This window comes from Frankia alni ACN14a (assembly GCF_000058485.1).
Taxonomy (GTDB): domain Bacteria; phylum Actinomycetota; class Actinomycetes; order Frankiales; family Frankiaceae; genus Frankia; species Frankia alni.
This window is the reverse complement of record NC_008278.1, coordinates 1,852,416-1,873,414: the sequence shown is the minus strand read 5'-3', so window position 1 is coordinate 1,873,414 and position 20,999 is coordinate 1,852,416. Positions and strand designations below refer to the sequence as shown.

At 69.6% G+C, this 20,999-nt stretch carries 18 protein-coding genes and 1 tRNA gene; 6 read left to right on the top strand and 13 right to left on the bottom strand.

Features of this window, described 5'->3' with window-relative positions; translation table 11 throughout:
- Positions 1 to 157: 157 nt before the first annotated feature.
- Both FRAAL_RS07515 and FRAAL_RS07510 read left to right on the top strand, forming a co-directional pair.
- Positions 158 to 2,053, top strand: coding sequence for a phospholipase D family protein (locus FRAAL_RS07515; protein WP_085949664.1), 1,896 nt, complete (start codon positions 158 to 160; stop codon positions 2,051 to 2,053).
- Positions 2,054 to 2,382: 329 nt separating this feature from the next.
- Positions 2,383 to 3,246, top strand: a complete 864-nt coding sequence (locus tag FRAAL_RS07510) for a DUF459 domain-containing protein (RefSeq protein WP_041938982.1) — start codon at positions 2,383 to 2,385, stop codon at positions 3,244 to 3,246.
- A gap of 20 nt (positions 3,247 to 3,266) precedes the next feature.
- On the opposite strand, the gene FRAAL_RS07505 is transcribed toward FRAAL_RS07510, so the two are convergent.
- Positions 3,267 to 3,584, bottom strand: coding sequence for a hypothetical protein (locus FRAAL_RS07505; protein WP_041938981.1), 318 nt, complete (start codon positions 3,582 to 3,584; stop codon positions 3,267 to 3,269).
- Positions 3,585 to 3,693: 109 nt separating this feature from the next.
- The gene (locus FRAAL_RS07500; RefSeq protein WP_011602925.1) at positions 3,694 to 7,680 is read right to left on the bottom strand and encodes an ABC transporter ATP-binding protein; all 3,987 of its coding nucleotides are present in this window, start codon (positions 7,678 to 7,680) and stop codon (positions 3,694 to 3,696) included.
- A 647-nt stretch (positions 7,681 to 8,327) separates the two neighbouring features.
- Between FRAAL_RS07500 and FRAAL_RS07495 the strand changes: the two genes are divergently transcribed.
- Positions 8,328 to 8,400 (top strand) — tRNA-Lys (locus FRAAL_RS07495).
- 169 nt (positions 8,401 to 8,569) lie between these two features.
- Here the strand turns inward: FRAAL_RS07495 and FRAAL_RS34680 are convergent.
- The 11 genes from FRAAL_RS34680 to FRAAL_RS07445 all read right to left on the bottom strand — a co-directional run bounded on the left by FRAAL_RS34680 (position 8,570) and on the right by FRAAL_RS07445 (position 16,659).
- Complete coding sequence (locus FRAAL_RS34680; RefSeq protein WP_231861560.1) at positions 8,570 to 9,058, bottom strand: tyrosine-type recombinase/integrase; 489 nt, start codon at positions 9,056 to 9,058, stop codon at positions 8,570 to 8,572.
- A 3-nt stretch (positions 9,059 to 9,061) separates the two neighbouring features.
- Positions 9,062 to 9,796 (bottom strand): site-specific integrase, encoded by a 735-nt coding sequence (locus FRAAL_RS34675; protein WP_231861559.1) that lies wholly within the window; start codon positions 9,794 to 9,796, stop codon positions 9,062 to 9,064.
- The gene (locus FRAAL_RS07485) at positions 9,796 to 10,005 is read right to left on the bottom strand and encodes a hypothetical protein (protein WP_041940273.1); all 210 of its coding nucleotides are present in this window, start codon (positions 10,003 to 10,005) and stop codon (positions 9,796 to 9,798) included. Before FRAAL_RS07485 ends, FRAAL_RS34675 begins: the two co-directional genes overlap by 1 nt.
- A 246-nt stretch (positions 10,006 to 10,251) precedes the next feature.
- Positions 10,252 to 10,539, bottom strand: a complete 288-nt coding sequence (locus tag FRAAL_RS07480; RefSeq protein ID WP_011602920.1) for a hypothetical protein — start codon at positions 10,537 to 10,539, stop codon at positions 10,252 to 10,254.
- A gap of 145 nt (positions 10,540 to 10,684) precedes the next feature.
- A complete protein-coding gene (locus FRAAL_RS07475) occupies positions 10,685 to 10,870 on the bottom strand; it encodes a helix-turn-helix domain-containing protein (protein WP_011602919.1) in 186 nt (61 codons plus the stop codon).
- Between the two features lie 33 nt (positions 10,871 to 10,903).
- A complete protein-coding gene (locus tag FRAAL_RS07470) occupies positions 10,904 to 12,607 on the bottom strand; it encodes a replication initiator (protein ID WP_011602918.1) in 1,704 nt (567 codons plus the stop codon).
- Entirely contained in the window at positions 12,604 to 14,175 is a 1,572-nt protein-coding gene (locus FRAAL_RS07465; RefSeq protein WP_041938980.1) for an FtsK/SpoIIIE domain-containing protein, read from the bottom strand. The genes FRAAL_RS07470 and FRAAL_RS07465 overlap by 4 nt, the downstream gene beginning before the upstream one ends.
- Positions 14,176 to 14,297: 122 nt before the next feature.
- Entirely contained in the window at positions 14,298 to 14,612 is a 315-nt protein-coding gene (locus FRAAL_RS07460; RefSeq protein ID WP_011602916.1) for a hypothetical protein, read from the bottom strand.
- Positions 14,609 to 15,019, bottom strand: a complete 411-nt coding sequence (locus FRAAL_RS07455; protein WP_041938979.1) for a hypothetical protein — start codon at positions 15,017 to 15,019, stop codon at positions 14,609 to 14,611. The genes FRAAL_RS07460 and FRAAL_RS07455 overlap by 4 nt, the downstream gene beginning before the upstream one ends.
- Before the next feature lie 324 nt (positions 15,020 to 15,343).
- Entirely contained in the window at positions 15,344 to 15,832 is a 489-nt protein-coding gene (locus tag FRAAL_RS07450) for a hypothetical protein (protein ID WP_041938978.1), read from the bottom strand.
- 74 nt (positions 15,833 to 15,906) lie between these two features.
- Positions 15,907 to 16,659 (bottom strand): GntR family transcriptional regulator, encoded by a 753-nt coding sequence (locus FRAAL_RS07445; RefSeq protein ID WP_041938977.1) that lies wholly within the window; start codon positions 16,657 to 16,659, stop codon positions 15,907 to 15,909.
- Positions 16,660 to 16,752: 93 nt separating this feature from the next.
- Here FRAAL_RS07445 and FRAAL_RS07440 point away from each other — a divergent pair, with 93 nt between their 5' ends.
- The 3 genes from FRAAL_RS07440 to FRAAL_RS31445 all read left to right on the top strand — a co-directional run bounded on the left by FRAAL_RS07440 (position 16,753) and on the right by FRAAL_RS31445 (position 19,956).
- Entirely contained in the window at positions 16,753 to 17,856 is a 1,104-nt protein-coding gene (locus tag FRAAL_RS07440) for a DUF1152 domain-containing protein (protein WP_050997039.1), read from the top strand.
- Positions 17,857 to 18,385: 529 nt separating this feature from the next.
- Positions 18,386 to 19,042 carry a Fe(II)-2OG oxygenase family protein gene (locus tag FRAAL_RS32835; RefSeq protein WP_011602909.1) on the top strand — a complete coding sequence of 219 codons (657 nt, stop codon included), beginning with the start codon at positions 18,386 to 18,388 and terminating at the stop codon, positions 19,040 to 19,042.
- Positions 19,039 to 19,956, top strand: coding sequence for a hypothetical protein (locus tag FRAAL_RS31445; RefSeq protein WP_011602908.1), 918 nt, complete (start codon positions 19,039 to 19,041; stop codon positions 19,954 to 19,956). The genes FRAAL_RS32835 and FRAAL_RS31445 overlap by 4 nt, the downstream gene beginning before the upstream one ends.
- Positions 19,957 to 20,999: the final 1,043 nt, after the last annotated feature.

Genomic DNA, 20,999 nt, shown 5'->3' with positions numbered 1-20,999 from the left:
GGCGGCGGAACGCCGCGAACAGCCGCCCGGCTCCCGACTGTCGGACAACCACTGTCGGTCAGCGCGTGACGGACAAAGGGTGACGAGCGACGAGGAATCGGGTGACCAGCAGGGAATGGTGGTTGCATCCCCGGGGAAGGGATCGGTGATCTGGTCCATGGCACAGGCGGGAGATGCGTCGGCGGTGGGGGCGAGTGACGCGGTGACGGGTGACGCGGTGACGGGCGAGATGACGACCGGCGAGGTTACGACGGGCGAGGTGACGACGGGTGACCCGGTGGCGAGTGAGGTGACGGTGCCGGGCGATGGGAGGGCCACGGCTGCGGACGTGTTACCGGTTCCGGCCGCCCCGCCGGTACCGCGGACCCCGCCGTCGCAGCCGACGCCGGCTGCCCCACCCGCCCGCGAGCCGGACGGTGGGACGGCCGCCGCCGGTCCGGACGGCGCGGCGGTGCTCGCCGTCTGGTTCCTGACGGCCGCCGAGCGTGGAAACCCGAGCACCGACCTCGACCGGCGCCATCCCGACGGCCGACCGTGGACCGCCGGCAACCTCGTCGTGCCCCTCGTGCACGGCCGGGACTACTTCACCCGCCTGCTGGCGGTCGTCGAGGGACTCGGTGACGGCGACCTGCTGCTGTTCACCGACTGGCGCGGGGATCTCGACCAGCGCCTGGACGGCGCCGGCTCCGAGGTCGGCGAGGTGCTGGGCCGGGCGGCCCGGCGCGGCGTGGCGGTCCGCGGCCTGATGTGGCGGTCCCATCTGGAGCTGCTGTCGTTCAGCTCGAAACCGAACCGGCTGCTCGCCGAGAAGCTCACGAGTTCCGGGGCACGGGTCGTGCTGGATCAGCGGGTGCGCCGCGGCGGCTCCCACCACCAGAAGCTGGTGGTCGCGCGCCCCGCGGGCGACCCGGCGGCCGGCGTGGCCTTCGCCGGTGGGATCGACCTGTGCTACAACCGGCGCGACGACGCGGCCCACGCGGGCGATCCGCAGAGCCAGCCGATGGCCGCTCCCTACGGTGACGCCCCGCCCTGGCACGACATCCAGGTGGAGGTGCGCGGCCCGGCCGTCGGCGATCTGGAGCACACCTTCCGCGAGCGATGGGACGACCCGTCGAGCCTGGACAACCCGAACCCGTTGCGGCGGCTGTTCTACCGGATCCGCCCGGTGGCGACCCGGACCGACGAGCTGCCCGCCCAGCAGCCCGATCCGCCGGCGGCCGGCCCGCACAACGTCCAGGTCCTGCGGACCTACCCCCGCAAGCTGCACCCGGCGTACCCGTTCGCCCGCGCGGGCGAACGCTCGATCGCCCGCGCCTACCAGAAGGTGCTCCGCCGCGCCCGTCGGTTGATCTATCTGGAGGACCAGTACATGTGGTCCGCAGAGGTGGCCCGCCTGTTCGCCGACGCGCTGCGCCGCTCCCCGGAGCTGCACCTGATCATCGTGGTGCCGCGCCATCCGACCCAGGGCGGGCGGTTCTCGCTGCCGCCGAACCTGGTCGGCCGCGAGCAGGCGCTGGAGCTGTGCCGGGCGGCCGGCGGCGACCGGGTCGGCGTCTACGACGTCGAGAACCACGCCGGAACCCCCGTGTACGTGCATGCCAAGGCGGTGACGGTCGACGACGTGTGGGCGTCGGTGGGGTCGGACAACCTCAACCGCCGATCGTGGACGCACGACAGCGAACTGGCCGTCGCGACGATCGACGACACGCTGGATCCACGCGAGCCGCGTGATCCGGCCGGGCTGGGCGACGGCGCCCGGGTGTTTGCCCGCGACCTGCGGCTGGGGCTGTGGCGCGAGCATCTCGACTGGGAGGGCCCGGACGACGAGCTGCTCGACCCGGCGACGGGCTTCGCGGCGTTCCGCGCCCGCGCCGAGGACCTGGCCGCCTGGCACGACGGCGGACGGGTCGGGGACCGGCCGCCGGGGCGCGTCCGCCCGCACCGCCCGGCCCGGCTGAGCCGGTTGCGTCGGGCCTGGTCGGCACCGGTTTACCGCTCGATCTACGATCCCGACGGTCGGCCGCACCGGCTGCGCGCCGCCGGCGAGTGGTGACGGAGACCCGCGTCACCCGCGCCCACGGGGGTCCGGCCACGGCCCACACCACCCACGTGCCACCCAGAGCACACCCAACGGGTGGGGAGATAGGCGGGTAGTGCCTCGATCGCACCGACCCGTAGGCACCATGGAGGGATACCGGTCGATGCCCGCCCGGCATGGGCATGGGTTGTGCGCCTGCCGCCCGGCCGGGCGCACAGGGGCGGGCGCCGCCGAGAGGCCGCTGTCGAGAGGGCGCTGTCGAGAGGGCGCCGTCGGGAGGGCGTCGTCGGAAGGCCGCTGTCGAGAGGGCGCCGTGGGTGGGGCGCGTCGAGGAAGGGCGGAGGGTGCGGATCGGACGGCTGGGCCCGATCGGCTGGTTGTTCGTCGTCGCGGTCGTGCTCGTGGCGGGAACGGTGGCCGTCAACCGCACGTCCCACGACCACCCGCGGGTGGCGATGTGGGGTGACTCGTTGGCCTGGGAGGCGGGTGCGTCGTTCAGCCGGACGGTGCGCGCCGATGGGCACAGCCAGGTCCTGGTGCGCACCTGGGGCGGCACCGCGCCCTGCGACTGGCTGACCGACATCCGCGACCAGTCCCGACGATGGCGGCCGACCGTGGCCGCGCTGGCCTTCTCCGGTAACCAGGGCACGGCGTGCATGCGGGGACGGGACCTGGTGACCGCCTACCGGGAGGACGTCACGCAGGCGGTCGAGGTGTTGACCGGCCGGGGCACCGAGGTCGTCCTCGTCGACGCCCCGCCCCGGCGCGACCAGCCGGTCGACGCCGCCGGGCTCACCCCGCTGGACCGGGTGTGGCGGCAGATCGCCGCGACCCACCAGCGCACCCGCGTCGCCCCCGCCGGCCGGGCGATCACCGCTGACGGGCGCTATGCCGCGACGCTGCCCTGCGCCGTCGGGGAAACCTGCGGCCCCGGTGGGATGGTCACGGTGCGCAGCCCGGACGGCACCCACTTCTGCCCGCTGGTCCAACCGCCGATGACCGCCTGCCCGGTGCCCTCCCCCGGCGCGGTCCGCTACGGCACCGCGATCGCCCGGGAGGCCCTCAGCCAGCCCGACGACACCGGTGACGGCGGTGACTCCGACCCCGGCGACAGTCCCGACCGAGGCGGCACCGTGAGCCCCGGCACCGGCTCCGGCGACGGGCAGCGAGTGGCCGGCCCGCCAGGCGGCCGCTCACCACGGACCTAGGACTCGTCGCGTCCAGCGGCTCAGGCCACTCGGCGGCCGGTCGTCGCCATCCGCCGCCCGGTCACCGAGCGGCGGTGCACGCCCAGGTCATCGCGCCAGGACAGGTAGGTGCGGTCGGACATGCCGATGACCGACAGCCTGTCGGCCAGGTCCGCGGCGAGCGCCTCGACCTCCTGCGGGTGGTAGACGCGCACGGCGAGACCGTGCTGGTCGACGGAGGTGATCCCGGCCCGGTCGCGCAGGCTGGCATCGAGCTGATCGGCGAGCTCGTCCGGGCCCGCGATGCCGCGGGGCAGCTCCGGCCATGCGACGTCAACCACCAGACCGTTCGTGGTCATGAGTCCCCTCCTCCGATGGACGCCGCCGTCCCGGCCGCAGCGGCGGGACCGGCACCGGCGGACTTCCGTCCGCCCTGCCAAGGGCCTCCCCCACCGGCGGAGCGTCGAATCATGACATCACGGAATGGTCCGCCAGCCCGGACTCCTCCGGCGCTTCGCCGACCTGGTGGTCGCCCCCGGAGGGCCCAGCGCCGCCTGGCGCCTCAGCCTTGCCCGGTGGCTCAGGGTCGGCGGGTGGCTCAGGGTCGCCCGGTGGCTCAGGGTCGGCGGGTTCGGTGTCGGCCGTGAAGGCCGCCCACAGGCGGGAGTACGGGCCGCCGGCGTGGACGAGATCGGCATGCGTCCCCTGCTCGGCGACGCGGCCGTCGGCCATCACCACCACCCGGTCGGCGCGGGCGGCGGTGGTGAGCCGGTGGGCGATGACGATCGTGGTCCGCCGGGTGGTGACCGCCTCGGCGGCGGCGGTGACCGCGGCCTCGGTGGCGAGGTCCAGGGCGGCGGTCGCCTCGTCGAACAGCAGGATGTCGGGGTCGGCGAGCTCGGCTCGGGCGAGCGCCAGCAGCTGGCGCTGCCCGGCGGACAGGCCGCGGCCCCGCTCGCCGACGGCATGGTCGTAGCCGTCGGGCAGGGCGTCGATGAACGTGTCGGCGCCGACCGCGCGGGCCGCGGCGCGCACCTCGTCGTCGGCGGCGTCGGGCCGGGCGTAGGCGATGGCGTCGCGGATCGAGCCGGAGAACACGAACGGCTCCTGCGGGACGACGCCGAGCCGGCGGCGATACGCCGACAGGTCGAACTCGCGCACGTCGACGCCGTCGATCCGGATCGCCCCGCCGGTGACGTCGTAGTACCGGGCGATGAGCTTGACCACCGTGGACTTGCCCGCGCCCGTCTCGCCGACGAACGCGACCGTCTCACCGGGGGCGATGCGCAGGCTCACCCCGTCGACGGCGTTGGCCGCCCTGCCGTCGGCGATGGTGTAGGCGAAGTGCACGTCGTCCAGCACCACCTCGCCGGACAGGCGGCCGACCGGGCGGGGGTGCTCGTCCGGCGGCGTCGACGTCGGGGTGCGCAGCAGGTCGGACAGCCGGCGCAGGCCGACCATCGCCTGCTGGTAACCGTCGAACACCTGGGAAAGCTGCTGCACCGGCGAGAAGAACAGGTTGACGTACAGCAGGAAGGCGAGCAATGCACCCGCCGAGAGCGATCCGTGCACGGCGAGATGCGCGCCGATGCCCAGCACGAGGGCACCCGCGACACGGGAGAGGAACTCCACGAAGGGGAAGTAGAGCGCGATCATCCGTTGTGCCCGCATCCGGGAACGCCGATAGGAGTCGGCGAGCCCGCGGAACCGCTCCTGGTTGACCTGCTCCCGCCCGAACGCCTGCGCGACGCGCAGCCCCGTCAGGTTCTCCTGCAGGGAGGCGTTGACCGCGCTGACCCGCTCCCGGGACTCGGTGTAGGCGACCGACGAGCGGCGCCGGAACACCACCGTCACCCCGATCAGCACCGGCAGCACCGCGATGACCACGAGGGCGAGCTGGGCGTCGAGCAGCAGCAGCGCGATCAGCACGCCGAAGAAGGACAGCAGGCTGACGATCGCGGTGACCAGGCCGGTCTGAAGGAACGTCGACAGGGCGTCGACGTCGGTCGTCATCCGGGTCATGATCCGCCCGGCGAGCTCGCGCTCGTAGTAGTCGAGCCCGAGCCGCTGCAACTGGGCGAACGTCTTGACCCGCAGCACGTAGAGCAGCCGCTCGCCCATCCGTCCGGTGACCCGGGTCTGCCAGATCTGGACGAGCCAGTCGGCGAGGGTGACGGCGAGCGCGACGCCCGCGGTGGCGAACAGCACGCCACGCGCCTGCGCGCTCACGCCCGCGTCGACCGCGTGGCGCACCAGCGCCGGCACGGCGAGGCCGGCGACGGCGTCGAGGGCGACCAGCAGCAGTCCCACCACGAGCGGGACGCGTACCCAGGACAGCAGCCGGCGCAGCGTGAAATCCGGGTCGGGCGCCGCGGCGGCGGCCTGGTCGACCTGCGGGTCGTCGCGGGCCGGCGGCAGGGCGTCGACCCGGGCGAGCAGCTCCGGCGTCGCCGGCACGTCCCCGAACGCCCCGCCGCCGCTGAGCACCCGTCCCGATCGTCCCCCGCCGAACCCCCGTCCCCCCGGAACGGAACCGAACCCACGCCCCGACGGCACCCCCCCGAGCCCCGAGCCCGACGGCACGGCGCCGGACGGCACGGCGCCGGACGGAGGCCCCGACCGCGCCGCGCCGAACGCCCCGCCGGACGGTGGCCTGCCCCCCGCTCCTGTCACCACCGAGCCGGGCGGCGGGACGAGCTGCTCCTTCTGGCCGGACTCGATGTCCTCGATGTCCTCGGCGTCCTCGGCGAGGGTGTCGCCGGGGCCGGCGAGCAGGCGGCGGAACAGGGGGCTGCGGACGGCCAGCTCGTCCTCGGTGCCGATGTCGACGATCCGGCCGGCGTCGAGCACGGCGATCCGGTCGGCGAGGTGCAGGGTGGAGCGGCGGTGCGCGATGAGCAGCGTGGTGCGTCCCCGCATGACCTCACGCAGCGTGGCGTGGATCTCGGCCTCGATCCGCGCGTCGATCGCGGAGGTGGCGTCGTCGAGGAGCAGCACCCGCGGGTCGGTCAGCAGCGCGCGGGCGAGCGCGACCCGCTGGCGCTGGCCCCCGGAGAGGGTCAGGCCCTGCTCGCCGACGACGGTGTTGTAGCCGTTCGGCAGGTCGCGGATGAAGCCGTCGGCCTGCGCGGCCCGGGCCGCGGCGACGATCTGGTCGTCGGTGGCGTCGGGTCGGCCGTAGGAGATGTTCGCCCGGACCGTGTCGGAGAACAGGAAGCTGTCCTCGAACACCACCCCGATCTGGTCACGCAGCGAGGCCAGCGTCAGCGTGCGGACGTCGTGGCCGTCGAGGCGGACCGTGCCGCCCTGCGGGTCGTAGAAGCGGGGCAGGAGCTGGGAGATCGTCGACTTGCCGGAGCCGGAGGTGCCGACGAGGGCCACCGTCTCGCCCGGGGAGATGCGCAGGCTGATGTCGCGCAGCACCGGCCGCGACGGGAGGTAGCCGAAGGTCACCCCGTCCAGCTCGATCAGCCCACGGGCGGTGTCGAGGACGGTGGCGTCCGGCGCGTCGGTGATCGCCGGATGGGAGTCGATGATCTCGAAGATGCGCACCGTGCTGGCCTTGGCCTGCTGGCCGACGGTGAGCAACCCGGCGAGGGTACGGGTCGGGCCGATGAGCGCCCCGAGGTAGGTGCTGAACGCGAGGAAGGTGCCGAGGGTGATCCGGTCGGTCAGCGCCAGCCAGCCGCCGAGCGCCAGCACCGCGACCTGCCCGAGTGCCGGCACCGCCTGCATCGCCGCGCCGAACCGGCTGGTGATCCTCACGGCCCGCATCCGCAGCGCGAACAGCGTCCGGGCGTGCCCGGCGAGCCGCCCGAGCTCCCGGTCCTCCTGCCCGAAGCCCTTCACCACCCGAACCCCGGCGACCGCCTCCTCGACGGCCCCCGCGACCTCCCCGGCCTGCTGCTGGGCCGCCCAGGTGGCGGGAAACACGGTCTTGCGAGCCCGCAGGCCGAGCAGGAACAGCGCCGGCCCCATGGCGAGGGCGATGAGGGTCAACAGCGGCGACAGCCACGCCATCGCCACCAGGGAGGCGATGAACAGCACCAGGTTGCCGACGACCATCGGCAGGTACGACAGCAGTCCCTGAATGGCGCCGACGTCCGAGATCGCCCGGCTGACCACCTGCCCGGTCTGGACCTGGTCCTGCCGGGCCCCGTCGAGCCGCTCGATGGTGCTGAAGACCTCGTCACGCAGGTCGTACTGGACGTCCAGCGACAGCCGTCCGCCCACATACCGCCGCACGAACGCGGTGGCGAAGATGGCCACACCCGCGGCGAGCAGGACGACCAGGTACGGGGTCAGCGAGTGCCGGTGGGTGACGACGACGTTGTCGATGACCTGCCGCTCGACCAGCGGGACGGCGGCGGTGACGAGCGTGCCGAGCAGCGCCGCGCCGAACGCGAGGATGACGTTGCGGCGGTAGACCAGGACCTGCCGCCCCAGCCGCCGCAACCACCGATCCGCCTCGTCACGCTGCGGGCCGTCCGCCCGAGCCCCGCTCCCGCCCGTCGCAGGGCCCTTGTTCGGCGGCGCGATCTCGCTCGGCGGCGGGTCCGTCGTTGCGCCGCGTCGGCGGTCCTGGTGCGGAAGCTCCGATCCCCCTGGTTGGGCCGGATCGGCAACGGGATGCGCGGAGCGAGACGGCTCGCCGGCGAAGCGGGGCGTCTCGGCTGAGGATGCTTCGGGGCTCGCGGTGGACCTCCAGGTCAGCAGGTTCCGATGGATCCGGCCATGCACGGGCGGGGCGCGGGCACCGGTCCCGGACGCGCGGGCCGCGGGCGACGGCGAAGACGCCACATCAGGCCGCGACGCCGATCGGCAGCCCCACCTCGACCGTACGTCGCACGGCATCCGATCGCGGTCAGCTATGTCTATCAGCGAAACATCCCCGGAACCCGGTTGATGCCCGGACCGCTCCGGGCCCGGACCACACCTTGCCCCGGATCCGCCCGTCCACGCCGGTCCCACAGGCACGTCGACGCCCGCCGCCCCAGCGCCTCGCCCCGCAGGTCCGACCCACCCCCCTCATCCACACGCCCGCGATGCCTGGTAGAGTTCTCCATGTCGACGCGGGAACCGCCAGGGAACGCGAAGGCAACGCGCCGTTAGCTCAATTGGCAGAGCAGCGGACTCTTAATCCGCGGGTTCGGGGTTCAAGTCCCTGACGGCGCACCCGCTCCCACCAGGTCATATGACTTTCGGTGATGTATTTAGAGTGATCTCTGTACCCAAGTTTGTACCCTAGCTCTTCGCGCCTCGGCGCCAGAGACGGCAGACGGCCCCGGACCGCTGCGCGAGGTACACAGCCATCCGGGGCGCCCCTGGTTCCTTGGGTACAGCGTCAGCCCGCCAGTCCCTCGCCGTCGTTCTCGTCGGGTTCGTTGTCGTCGCTGTGCGTCGGTTCGCCGAAGATCCGGTCAAGTCGGTCGACCGCGTCGCGCTGCGTTTCGGGCATCACGTGGGTGTAGGTGTTCATGGTGAGCTGGATCGTGGAGTGCCCGAGCAGCTCCATCACCGTCCGGGCCGGCACCCCCTCGGCGAAGAGCATCGACGCGAACGCGTGGCGAAGGTCATGCAGCCGAAGCCACGGCAGGTCGGCCTGACGGCGCAGGACCTCGAACCGCCGGTTGACGTTGCGCGGCTCCAGGGGCGTCCCGACCGACGAGGTGAACACCAGGCCGGTTTCCGTCCACGCGTCGCCGAGTCCCGTCCGTTCCGCGGTCTGCGTGGCGCGGTGTCGCCGCAGGATCGTCACCAGCCGGGGTGGGATCGGCAGCTTCCGGTGTGAACGGTCCGTCTTCGCCGGGACGAACCGCAACGAGCCGTCCACCCGTTACAGCGTCTGCCGGACGTGGAGCGTGGCGCCGCCCAGGTCCACATCCGTCCAGCGCAGGCCGAGAATTTCGCCACGCCGGAGCCCGAGCATCAGGCCGCAGGCGAAGACTGCTTCGAGCCGTTCGCCGCGGAGGACCTCGACGAGCCGGCGTGCCTCTTCCGGCCGCAGCGCGCGCACCTCATGACGGGGCACGGGGGGCGCCTTGACCGCCTTCGCCACGTTGCGCGCGACCAGGTCGAGCCGTTCGGCTCCCGCCAGGGCGTTGCGGATCAGGCTGTGCACGTGCCGGATACTTCCGGCGGACAGGCCGGTCTTCCTCGCCGTGCTGACGAGCCGCCGCACGTCCAGCGGGGTTAGCTTGTCGAGCTGGACACGGCCGATCACCGGGATGATGTGCGTGTTGATCAGCCACCGGTAGGCGCGGAGCGTAGAGGCCCGGGTTCCATCCCCTTCCTTGATTTCCAGCCACTCCCCCAGCCATACCGCCGTCGTCCGGCGCTCGGCGGTGACGTTGACGCCGAGTTCCGCCGCGCGCTTGACCTTGTCGAGCTTCTGCCGGCATTCCTTCTCGGTCTTGGCGTAGACCGTCTTCCGGACGCGTTTACCGCCCTCCCAGCCGAGATCCAGGCGACCGACCCACATGCCATCGCTGGACCGCTGGAACAAGGCGCCCTCGCCCTGTGAGCGTCGCCGCTTCTGCCGGTCGTCTGCACCGGCGGACCGCGCGGCCATCAGGCCACGTCCAGCGGGTTGCCGCCCGGCCATTCGACCGCGTCGCACCAAGGGCAGCCGTAGGGGCTGGCTTCCATGTCGCAGGCGAACTTGGTCTCTCCGTCGGCCTGTGGGTAGGCGCGTCCCTGGCCGCGGGCGGCCCGGTCGAGGTGGTCGGTCAGCGCCTGAACGAGGGCCATCCTGGGCGCCGCCGGGGGGTGGGTGGGCATGGTGAGCACAGCTCCTTGCCGGAAGAAGAACGGGAACAGGACCGCGGGCCGCGGGTGGGATTGCCCGGTGCCGGTGGGGTTCCGGTTCTCTGGCGCAGGAATGGTCTGCCGGGGCGCCGGCCGCATCCAGGGCGCTGCGCGTCGCTGCGCGATCGGCCTGCGGCCGACCCTGGACCCGTCCGACACCCCGACAGCTTCAGGCGCCACCAGAGAACGGAAGAAAAATGGGTGGGGCGACAGGTGCCGCTACGGGCGGATGACGCTTGCCGCCGCTGGGTTCCCGCCGGCCGGGGTGGTTGCCGGACGTCCGGGGACCGGTCGGAAGATCAGGGTGGCGTCGACGTCGCCGTAGTGTTCGGTGAAGAAGGCGTCCGGCGGCAGGGTGGCGAGCAGGGCGACCAGGTCGCCGATGTCCGCGCCGGGGCGGAGGGTGAGTTCGTGGTCGCCGTTGTGGTCGACTCGGGCGAGGAGCATCGGGTGGTCGTCGCCGGGGGTGCGCCATGCGCCGTGTGCGTCGGACGAGAAGATGGGCACAGGTCTCTCTCCTTGTTAAGGCCAAGGGGTGGGGCTCAGGTCCCGGCGGGGTGTTCCAGCACCCGCCGGGACCGTCTTTGGGTTTGCCGAGAAGCCGTGCCCGCCGCCGGTGGTCCGCGGGCCGGGGCGTGGGACCGTCTGCCGGTCATGCGGCGTGTCCTTCGCCGCGCAGCCGGGTGACGAAGGCGTGCAGCGCGGCGGAGGGGATGCGCCGTGCCCGGCCGATGCGCACGGATTCGATGTCGCCGGAGTTCATGAGTTCGTAGACGGTGCTGCGGCTGACGCCGAGGAGTTCCGCTGCCTCGGTGGGGGTGAGCAGGAGCTTGGTCACGGGTCCTCTCCGTGGATGTCCAGGGGGTGGGGTTCAGGCGGCGTCGGGCAGTGGTGGGCCGGTTGCCGGAAGCAGGCCGCCGCCGGCCGCGGCACGGGCGGCGTCGAGTTGGGCCCTCCAGGCGTGGCGCTGGGCGACGGCGTGCAACAGGAGGTGTTCGCGGCGGGGTGCGGCAGGGTCGCCGGGGCGCAGGAGCTGCCAGGCGGTGCGGTCCGTGGCCGGTTCGCCGGCCGGTCCGTCGCCGGTGTGGCCGAGGGTTTCGAGTTGCTGGCGGATGAAGGCGACCCGGTCGTGTCGGTGGTCGGTGAGGGTCTTGCCGGACCAGCGTCGCGAGACCAGGACGCGTCGGCCGCCGAAGCCGAGGGTTTCCCGCCGGTGGACCTTGCCCTTGCACCGTCCGGGTACCAGTCCGGGGCGGGTGTTGCGGGGTTGGATGCCGTAGCGCAGCCAGTTCGCGCAGGTCGGGGAGCAGGGTTCGTGGCGTAGGGCGTCGGCGAGTCGGTCGACGTGGCGTCGTTGTGGGTCGCTGGCGATGTCGTGGCAGGCGTCGAGGCTTTTGGTCAGGTATTTGGTGAGGTAGCCGATCATCCGGCCGGTGGTGGCCGTGTTCGCGGTGACCCCGTCGGCGCGGAGTTGGGGGCCGAAGCGGACGACGTGGGCGGGTTCGTCGTCCTCGCCGATGCTGTCGAGTGCGTCATCCCAGGACAGCAGCGGCGTGCCGGTGTCGGGGTCGACGTAGCCGCCGGCATTCTCGTTCCAGGCGGGTAGCCGGTGGTCGTCGTAGACCGGCCGGTCGGCCGACGGCCACCAGACCTGGTGGTAGGTCGCTGCTGCGACCAGGCGCAGCATCATCCGAGGGATGGTGCCGCGGATCGCCGCGTGCAGGTGCGGCGCAAGGCGCTTCTGTGGTTCCAACGCGGCGAAGTACTGGACGTCCCAGCCGACGGCGCGGCGTAGGTTCTGCCAGAACCGGTCGATCAGCTTCGGGAAGTGGATGGCGTCCCGCGCCGCCCGCCGGTAGTCGTAGGACGCCGGGTCGACCGGGGTTCCGTCCTTGTGTACCCGTCCGTAGGTGTCGCAGGTCAGGGTGAGGAACATCGACGGCCGCCACACCGTCCCGTCCGCCGCGGTGAAGGTCCGCCCGACGGTGCGCCGGTCGACAGGGAGCCGAGGCAGATCGGGGGCGTCCTGACGCCGCCGGGTCGAGCGGACGCGGCGTGGCCGGTCCCGGTTGTCGGGTGCAGCTTTGCCGCGGACGCCGAGCGCGGCGAGTTCGTCGTCGACCTGGCCGATCAGCTCGTCGATCTCCCCGGCCTGCCCGGTGTCGCCGGCCGCCAGGACATCGGCGCGGGCCGCTTCGAGATCCGCGCGCAGGGTCGCCAGGGCCTTGGCGTCGTCAGACGGCGGGTCGGGGTCGGGGACCGGTTCGTCGTCGAGGTGCCAGCCGGTCTTGCACTGCGCCATCCGCAGCCGACGCGCTTTCTCCGCACACGGAGGACATGTCGATGCCAACGTGGCGCCGCAGGGCACGGGAATGATCTGTGTTTCGCCGGTGTCCAGGTTGGTCCGGCGCATCGGCATCGGCCGGATACACACCCCGTTCTCCACCGCGACGGCCTCGACGACATGACGAGCCAGGGGCATCCGCATCCGGGCGGCCCGGGAACCCGGACGCTCACCGCCCCCCGGGGACGGGACGGGAGCGGCCGGGTCAGGTCCGAGGAGTGGCGCGGTCACGCGGCATCGTCGAGCCGGTCGGGGACGTCGTCGGGGTCGTGGCCGGTGAAGGCATCAAGGTCAGGCACCCAGCCGCCAGGGGCTGCGGGTCGGTAGGTGTGCACGGTGCGGGTGATCTCGTCGTCGTCGATGAACGCGGCCCGGACCCGGATCGGGTCGGGGTTGCCGTCGCGCAGGACGTAGCCGACCCCGGGCAGCGACAGCGGGATCTCCTCGGCGCGGGCGCCCCGGTCCCGGGCACCGGAGCCAAGAACGAGGTCGGCCTGGTCGGGTTCGGTCATCCGCAGCGCCACCCGGACCGGGAACAGGTCCCGGAACGGAAGCACCTCCTTGCGCGGGTCCTGCACCGCCGCCAGGACCACCACACCGGGCGCCCGGCCCTGCGACAGCAGCAGCGGCAGCGCCGCACCGATCCGCTTCTTCAGCTCCCGGTCGGTCACGTACGCGGTCAGCGAGGCGATCTCGTCGACGACCAGGACGATCAACGGTTCGCCGACGGTCGGGGTGTGCAGCCGGGTCACACCGGACAGCCGCGCCGTCCGGTCCTGCATCACCGGCACGGCGTCATCGAGAAGATCGGCGATGGTGTCCGTGGTGGTGGCGAACCGGCTGAACATCGCCCGGCCGAAGGCGAGTTCCATCCCGCCCTTCGGATCGCACACCCACAGCTCCACCAGCCCCGCGCGCACCGCCGGTCCGAGGCCGCGCAGCAGCGACCACAGCACTGAACCCTTCCCCGCGCCGGTGGCACCGGCGACGAGGACATGCGTCCCACGCACGGGCAGCGTCCAGGCCGATCCGTCCTCACAGCGGCCCACCGGGACCGCCGACAGACCGGCGACGAGCCGGGCGTAAGCGGCGTGGACGGGTGCGCGGTCCGAGTCGACGTCGGCCGGGTCAGGGTCGGCGTCGCCCGGACCGGCATCCGTGCTGTCGAGGTCCGCGGGGGTGACGGGACGGGTGAGGGTGTCGCGGCGGTGGAAGTGCAGCCGGACGAAGCGGAACGTCTCGGCCTGCACCTGGCAGCGCCGGGCCCGGAAGACATGCCGCAGCGCCTCGCCCTGCCCGGCCCACTGCTCGGGGGTCTGACCGGGCAGCAGTTCCACCCGCAGGGTGTCCACAGCCCGCGTGGAACGGATCGTGCGGATACGCGGGAAGTACTCGTCGAACGTCACCTGGTCGCCGGTCGACATCGGCATGCGGATGGCCAGGTCGGTGTGGACCATCGCCGCCCGCCACCGCCAGCGGTAGATGAACGCGAGTCGGGTCCGGCCCCACAGCCAGCGGCCCGCCCAGGCGCACGACCGCGGGTGCAGCCGCGACCACACCACGGTCACCAGGAACAGCCCGCCGGCCAGCGCGGCGAGACCGAGCGGTCCGAAGCGGTGGACGAACAGCAGCAGGCCGACCACGACGGCGACCGCGACCCGGTGGCGGAAGCCCCAGCGGACGACGAGCCACAGGCCCTTCCCGGCGACGGCGAGGAGCAGCATCCACAACGGCACCCGCATCTTGTCGTTGCGGGTGGGAATGCGCGGCGACGCCTTGTCACCGCTGATTCTGGACATGACAAATACCACCTGTTTTCGAGCGCAAGGAACCACAGGGATATGCGAATGGGGAAAACGGCGGGCGGGCCCGGAGCGAAAAAAGAAGGTCCGGGCCGCCGGCCGGAAGGGGAAGGGTGGTGCTATGCGGCGCGGTTCTCTACCGCGGCCGCCGTTTCGGTAACGTCAGTCGAAGCGTTCGCTGCTTCCTCGGCATCGAACCGGTGGGTTTCGCAGGCGATGAGATAGTCGTTCACCGCGGCCAGCAGCGCGTACGCGAAATCGAGGTGATTGGCGTCCGGGGTGCTCTGCTTAGCCGAGACGACCAGCGACATCCCGGCGGCATCGACGGTCAGGATCGGCCCGCGGTCCGGGTAGGTATGGCAGGTCACCCGCCAGTCCCCGCCGACGGACAGACCCACCGACAGGTACGACGGCGTCCGTTCCTCGCCGCTCATGCCGCCACCGCCGCAGCCCGCCGGCCCGACTGGCCCACGGCCACCATCGCCGCCGCCCGAAACGCGAAACCCTGCCGCGGACGGGACCCGTTGGTGTCCACCCACGGCGTCACCGTCAAACCCTCGAACACCACCGGCCGAAACGGCGTCCCCGGCATCACCTCCGGCGGAACCGGCTGCACCTCACCCGTGATCTTCACCTTCACCTCGGCCTGCCGGGCCGTCGGGTCCGCGTCCAGCACCCGCACCACCCACACCCGCTCGCCGGTGTCCTTGTCCCGCGCCTGCACATCCGACAGGTTCGCCTTCACCTTGTCGTAGTCGTTCGACGCCTCCACCCCCAGCACAAACGCACCCGCCGGGAAGACATCCTCGAAGCGCACTGGGATGCGTGACGGTACCGCCATGTGATCACCCGTTCCGTCTGGCGCGGCGGTTTGGCCGCCGTGCCACTCTGTTGGATAAGTGGATAAGTCCACTGTCCAACAGAGTGGCATATGCCAGTCGGATCGAGCAAATCTTTTACGAAGATCTTTTGGGTGGGGGTCAGCCGGAGGCGGTGGCGGGTTGTGCGATGACGATCACTGAGGTCGTCCGGTAGTTGGAAAGGTCCTGGTAGGAGGCGCGCGAGTCCGGCCTCGGCAGGGGGCGAGAGCGTCACCGCGACGTCGGGTGCAACCGGCGGAGCTCGGAGGCCAGGAGGCGCGCGGGCGGGTCGGGGTGGCTTGCCGTCAGGCACGGGGGGCCTCTGACGGGTTGGCCAGGGGGACGGATGCAGGTGCGCCGGAGGCAGGCGGGTCGGCTGCGGCCCGGTGGGCCGGATTGCCGGTGCCATGAGTCGGGGTGTCTGCGGGGACCGTCTGGCGCGGGGGGCGTTGGGCGGCTTCCTGCGCGAGGTCGCGGATTGCCTGGCGCCAGGTCTCCCGCGCCGCGCAGACGTCCGCGAACGCCTGCCGTTCCGCCTCGGCTGTCGAACGCGCGCGACTGTCGGCCTCGATCCAGGCTTGCCAAGCGTCATCCTCGGCCCTGGCCAGGCGTTCGGTGACGTCTGGAACGGCCGTTGGTCTGCGCTCCCGGACTCGCCAGACCAGGACCAGGTCCACGTCTCCGGAGAAATCCGTGAGCCTGCCGTGTTCGGGCGCCTCACTTTCCAGTACGCGGATGATCTCGTGTTTCGTCATCCCCAGCTCTACGACGGTCTCGTGATCGGATGCGGTCACCGGCGGCTCCTTTCGGTTGGGAAAAGGCCGGTTCATGGGGACCTTCGGTTCTCACTCCGATGAGCGTCGGTGGCTCAGTCGAGCACGGAGTAACCCTGTTCGAAGGTCCACTTGTTGGGCGGGTAGACGGCTTCGGCGAACTCGATCGGTTGCTGCTGGGCGTCGTAGACGGTGTGGTGAACGACGAGGACCGCGGCCGGGCTGTCGCCGAGGTCGAGTTCCCGCCGTTCGATATCGGTGGCCAGGCGTGCGGCGATGGTGTCCCGGGCGAACTTGCCTCGCCGGCCGGTTGCCTCTTCGACGTAGGCGAGGGTGCCCTGACGGATGCGTTCGCGGGAGATCAGCAGCGGCGCGGCATCGGCAAGGGCAGCGGGGTACCAGGAGGTGGACACCTCCGAGCGTGACCCGTCCTCGGCGTGGGTGATCCGTCGCCGCCGGATGCCCTGCCCCGGGAAGGGAACTTCGAGCGCCACCGCCGCGTCCTCGGGAAGGTCGGTGACCTCGGCCACGACGAGTTCCGCCCACTCGCCAGCCGTGTAGATCTTTCCCGTCTCCCGGGAATGCCGGTATCGGTCCCGCGCTCGCCGATGCAACCGCACCTGATCGAGGACATACGTGCCCGATCCCTGCCGGGACCCGACGAGCCCCTGACTACGCAGAGCCTCCAGGGCCTTCGTCGCTGTGGGACGGCTGACGTTCCAGCCGGCCGCGAGTGCCCGTTCCGAGGGAACCTCGTCACCGGGGCGCAGGTCACCGGCCAGGATCTGGTCCCGGATGTGGTTCGCGATCTGGAGGTACTTCGGCAGCGCCTGTTGGATCTCCGGCATCAGTGGCGACTTTCGGCTAGTGGTCAAGTCCACTAAGACGATACGCCATGATTGCGCTCTATCAAACAGTTCCGAGTCCGTAGGCTTCGACCGGTGGGTGTCCTTCTGGTCGCGGCCGGTGGTGGCGGTGATGCCCTGGCCGCAGTGGTGATCCACCGTGCGCTCCGCCCGGAGGATGCCCCGCCGACGGTGCTCACCTATGCGTGGGAGCGGTTGCGTGTCGATCCGTTGCCGGGTCCGCGCGGCCCGGACGGGTTCGTGGGCCTGGTGCCGGCGGGCCGGTTCACCTGGCAGATCACCCCGGGAAGCGACACGGTCCCGTCGGGTCTGTCGATGCTGCCGCGGCTGGCCGCCGAGGTTCCCGCCCGCCTGCTGCTGATCGACCCGACCGGGGGAGCGCGCGGCATGCACCGGCAGCTTGCCGAGCAGGTGACGATGACAGGTGCCGACGCGGTGTGGGTGGTCGATGTCGGCGGGGATGTGGTGGCCCGCGGCGACGAACCGGGGCTTCGTAGCCCGTTCGCCGACGGACTGGCGCTCGCGGCATGCGTCGGTCTGCCGGTCCCGGTCGAGGTACTGATCGCCGGCCCCGGGCTGGACGGGGAGTTGCCGGAAGCGGAGGTGATCGCCCGTGTCGAGGAGCTCGGCGGGCATCTGTGGGGCCGGCTCACCGGCGAGCAGGCCACCCCAGCGGCCGATGTGCTTGTCTGGCATCCCTCCGAGGCAACAGCCCTGCTCACCGCGGCAGCCATGGGCGTACGGGGCCGGGTCGAGATCCGTGACAACGGCACACCCATCGACCTGACCGACCACAGCGCCGACATCTACGGCGTTCGCGTGAACGGTCTCACCGGCAACACGCTGCACGTCCGAGCCCTTGCCGAAACCGAGACGCTGACCCAGGCCGAAGAGGTGATCCGCCGCCTGTGCGGCTCCTCGGAAATCGACTATGAACGGCAGAAGTCCGCCCGGCTCAGCGAGGACCGACCCGAACGGCCCGCCAACGAGCTACGGCACGACGCCGACGCCTACACCGCCGACGCCCGAACCCGAGGCATCGACTACCTGACCTTCCGTCGTCTCGCCGAGGCATTGGACGTCAGCCCCGGCAAGCTGGACCGGCTACGCGCCGAGCTCCGCCAGGACCAGGCCACCGACGAACGCTTCCCCCTCTGGCCAGTCCAAGGCCAACGCTGACCGAACGCCACACATCCCGCCGGAGCACCAGACTGGCGCACTGCCGAAACCCTCGTTTTGAGATCAAGCAGCGGTGCGGGCCGCGCCGCGCAACCGCCTGCGCGCGGCCGTGAACGGCCGTGCTCGCCGGGCCCGTCGCACCCCACACCGCGTTGACCATTCGAGATGTTCGACGAATGCTGCCGGTCGTCCGCGTGGTGAGAATCAGCCGAGGCACGGTGCACGGTTCTGCGAACGTTCGTCGCGCACGCCGGTGGGCAGCCGAAAAATGATCAGAGGGCACGCCAGCCGACAGCTCCATCACCAGTGCCAGGGCGCTTCGCTCACCGGACAGCCCGACCCGACCCAATGGCCAGCCGCGGCGCCTTTCTGCGGCCGGCCTGCAGTCGGTATCAGATAGGGCGGTAGGGAAGCATCCAGGCGGCGGCAAGCAAGATCGACAATCTCTGGAGCCGCTACCAGGGCGAAGCGCCACTTGATCTGACAGCAGTATGTAGGCAACAGACAGGCGGACGCTAGAGTAAGAAATATGATCGACCTTCGAGCACTCTTAGTGACCGCCCGCAAAGATGGTTGGGCCTCAGGCTTGGGTGAGATTGATGATGTACGGAATGCGGCGGACGCACTGGACTGGGAGGAGATCCGTATCCGCCGCAGTGGACCACCTGTTTCGACGCTTCGACCTGTAGAGACGAGTGAAGCAAACCCTAGATCGCTCAGCGCCGTGTACGGCAAAGGACTGCAGCCGCTTCATACCGACGGCGCCCATCTATCGAAACCCCCGGATCTGGTAATTCTAATGTCGGAAGACATCAACTCCACGCCCACTCTGCTCTGGAAGAATCCAACGCTGCGGGAAACGCGAATTGGCACGCCATTCGAGGCGCTGCATCACGGGATGTTTCTCGTTCAAAACGGTAGAGATAGCTTCTACGCTCCGACTGTAGAAGGGCAAAATTGTCGCTATGACCCCGGATGTATGACGCCGTGCGATTCGCGCGCATTAAAAGTAGTAAACTATTTCGAAGAGGCACAGTCCGAAGCCACTGCATTCGACTGGTCATCCGAGAAGAAGATTCTCATCATTGATAACCGTCGCACGCTTCATGCGCGTTCTCAAGTTGCGGAAGGTGACGATGGAAGGGAACTGACACGCATTGCCTACCGGACGGGAGGGGATGCGTGATCACGCCCTACGACCACCAGGCGATGTGGTCCAAGGCGAAAGTCTTTCTTAACCGAGCTATGGACAATAATCCGGAGCGCTCATTTGATGAGCAGGCATTCTGGGCGGCCGCTTCACTCGAGCTGCTGGGAAAGGCCGCACTCGCGCGAGTGTCGCCTCTTCTGATTGCAGACCCGACAGAAGACGGATTGAACATTCTAATTGCAACCGGCCTGATCGAAGGGACTGCGAAGTTTACGTCAGTAACTGCGTCAACAATCTTCAAGCGGTGCCAAAGAGCGTTTCGACCGTTCAACGCCGCGGATGCCCAGCGGTTCGCTGACGCAAGAAATGAATATCTTCACGGGTCTACGGTGGCATTTATGGCCCTGCCGCCCCAGGCCTACTGGCCAAGGTTCTGGACACTGGCATCAATTCTCGTTAACGCACAAGATCACGATATCGACGAATTGGTTGGATCTACAAGAGTCAAAGTTGTTGAATCATACCTTGAGCAGAATTCTCATAATATCGAACATCGGACGGAATCGCTCATCGAAAGAGCCAAGCAGCGCATAAATCAGTACCGGGCGGGGACGTTGCCAGCCAAGATCCAGGCGGAGTGGCGAGCAAACCCGGATCTGACTGCGGGCTTAACATACGCGACCACTCAGGGGTGTCCGGCGTGTGGAGGTATCGGAGAATTGGAGGGATACGATTCGAGCGACATGACTTACGAATACCATTTCGATGGTGATGTAGAAGATCCGGTCTACGCCACCGCTACGGTGAAGGTACCGTCCGATTATTTCAGCTGTCCAACATGTCATCTCGTACTAGACCGATACGAACTAATTCAACAAGCAGGCCTTCCCGAAACTTTCGAGGCTTTTGATGACGACCCTCCGGAGGAGGCCGAGTACGGAAACGATTAGACTCGGGGAGTTTCTGTTCGCCGCGGAGTCCAAGCTGCAGGGGCAGCCAGAGCGGCAGCCAAGCCCGTGAACGGCAGTGGGCGGTCACGGACTCGGCAGACGACGTCGAGCCCCATGACCGGCACCAGCGGACGAATCACCGATGATCTCTTGATCTGCAGCTTCAGTCTTTCTTGACAGCATTTCTCTGAATCTATCTATCAAGTTCCTTCTGCTGTCGAAATTGATATTATCCATCTCGCTTATTACTAATCGGGAACTCGACTACTGGACTCCGATGGCTGCATCGGCGCAGGTCAGGCGCCCCGCAGAATTCTAGTAAGTTAGTTTCTTTTTAGTAGCCGCCGGTCGACAATCTCAAGAATCAAGTCTTTCGCAGTCATATCGAAATATTCTCGCCCGCGTACGGGTGAAATTCCTGCCTGCGTAAGCGCCCGTAGGACTGCGGTCTCCAGCTCAGGCGCTACTTTACTAGGAAGGCCTGTTGCGGTGAGTAGAACCTTAGTAAATCCATCACGAGCATGGAGCATCAAACGGGGGCGGGGGGAACCCGATGTAATACCCACCTTCACAATCATCGCTGACTCATCCTGGACGATATAGAATGCGTCCCAAATCTTGCCCGCACATTCGCGGCAGATACCCTGGCCCTGCTGCACGCTGGTCGGCCGTGGAGTTACTAGATGACCATCTCTGCAGGTGACTCGATGCGGCATGTCGACGCCGAACCATGCCGACTCAACAACTTCCCCGCCGAGCTCCTCGACCCTCTCTCTAAATTTGCGCCATGCGGTCTCAGGATCGCTGCCAACACACACCCGGCAAAGCCCCGTACCATCGCGAACATTATTGGGGGTCGGCGAATATTGGTGGCCATTCGGACAAATGGCTCGGTGTGGCGCCGCTTTTCCAAGCCACCGCGGCTCAATAACCGCACCGCCAGTCGCTTTAGTCTTTTGTTTAAATTCCTTCCATGCTGTCGCCGAATCGGTACGGGAACAGACCCGACAGATGCCCCCGCCGCTCCGGACGTACCCTGGTCG